General features: G+C 39.9%; 1 protein-coding gene. It reads left to right on the top strand.

From position 1 onward, the window contains the following. The first annotated feature begins 102 nt into the window (after positions 1 to 102). Positions 103 to 1,455, top strand: coding sequence for an IS1182 family transposase (locus tag LJF29_RS21045; RefSeq protein WP_229150298.1), 1,353 nt, complete (start codon positions 103 to 105; stop codon positions 1,453 to 1,455). Positions 1,456 to 1,560 lie beyond the last annotated feature (105 nt).

The raw sequence follows: 1,560 nt of genomic DNA, 5'->3' as shown, positions 1-1,560 counted from the left end.
TCAGGCTGTCGAGAAAATCTCGACAGCCTTTATTTTTTCTTAAAATACCCACTCTCCTGTAATAAAATAAAAGAAAGACTTCAAAAGGACGGTGTCTTTCTCATGTTCCACACAAGAAATTCTTCTCAAAACGCAGTCGAATTTGTTCTACTCGACCAACTTGTCGAAGAGGATCATCTGCTTCGAAAAATTGATAAGTACATAGACTTCTCTTTTATCATTGAAAAGGTTAAACCTTACTACAGCGAAAACAAAGGCCGCCCCTCACTTGATCCGCTGATTTTATTCAAAATGATGTTTATCGGATACCTCTATGGTATCCGTTCAGAAAGACAGCTCGAAAAAGAAATTTACTACAATATGGCGTACAGATGGTTTTTGGGACTGAATATCAATGACCCGGTTCCGCACCACTCCACCATCAGTTGGAACAGACGCACACGCTTTAAAGATACAACCATCTTCCAAGACATTTTTGATGAGATCGTTCTTCAGGCCATCAATCATGACATGGTGGGCGGACGTGTCCTATTCACCGATTCCACTCACCTTAAAGCCAATGCCAACAAGCATAAATACACAAGAAAAACGATTGAACAGGATACACAAAACTATATCAAAGATTTAAATGAAGCCATCCAAGAAGATCGGGAGGAACACGGAAAAAAGCCACTAATAGTCAAAGAGGAGGTGAAAGCTAAAAAAGAGATCCGCCACAGTACGACTGATCCCGAAAGTGGATATCTGTATCGCGAAAACAAACCAGAAGGTTTTTTCTATTTAGATCACCGCACAACGGATATGAAATATAACATTATCACCGATGCCTATGTCACACCTGGAAATGTCCATGATTCTGTGCCTTATCTTGACCGATTAGATCACCAAATCGCACGATTTGGTTTTCAAGTAGAAGCTGTCGCCCTTGATTCCGGATATTTAACGACTCCCATCTGTAAAGGATTATCTGACCGTCATATTTTTGGCGTCATTGCCCATAGACGATATCACTCTACTAGAGGCTTGTTTCCAAAATGGAAATTTCATTATGACAGTGAAAAAGACAGTTATATTTGCCCGAACCAGCAAACACTTACATACTCAACAACTGACCGAAAAGGATACAGGTCATATAAATCAAATCCTGAAACATGTTCCTCATGCCCTTTTCTTGAAAACTGCACAAAATCAAAAAAAAATCAGAAAGTCATCACCCGTCATGTATGGGAAGACCACAAAGAAAAGATCAGGCAAAATCGCTTGACTGTTTCAGGAAAAAACCTCTACAAAAAAAGAAAAGAAAAAATAGAGCGAAGCTTTGCAGATTCAAAACAGCTGCATGGGCTTCGCTATTGCAGGTTGAGGGGAAAACGGAATGTGAGCGAACAAGTTCTCCTCACAGCCGCATGCCAGAACATGAAGAAGATTGCCACATACCTAGCCAAGCAGAGTTAGGTATGTGGGAGCTCTTTTTCTGTTTCTGAAATCAGCTGAAAATCCAAAGAAACAGCACAAAACAAAAAAGCTTGTAGAAAAAACATCGTTTTCTCTACAAGCTGA

It is taken from the genome of Bacillus sp. LBG-1-113 (assembly GCF_020708615.1).
Lineage (GTDB): Bacteria > Bacillota > Bacilli > Bacillales > Bacillaceae > Bacillus > Bacillus mojavensis.
This window is presented reverse-complemented; position numbering and strand designations above follow the sequence as displayed.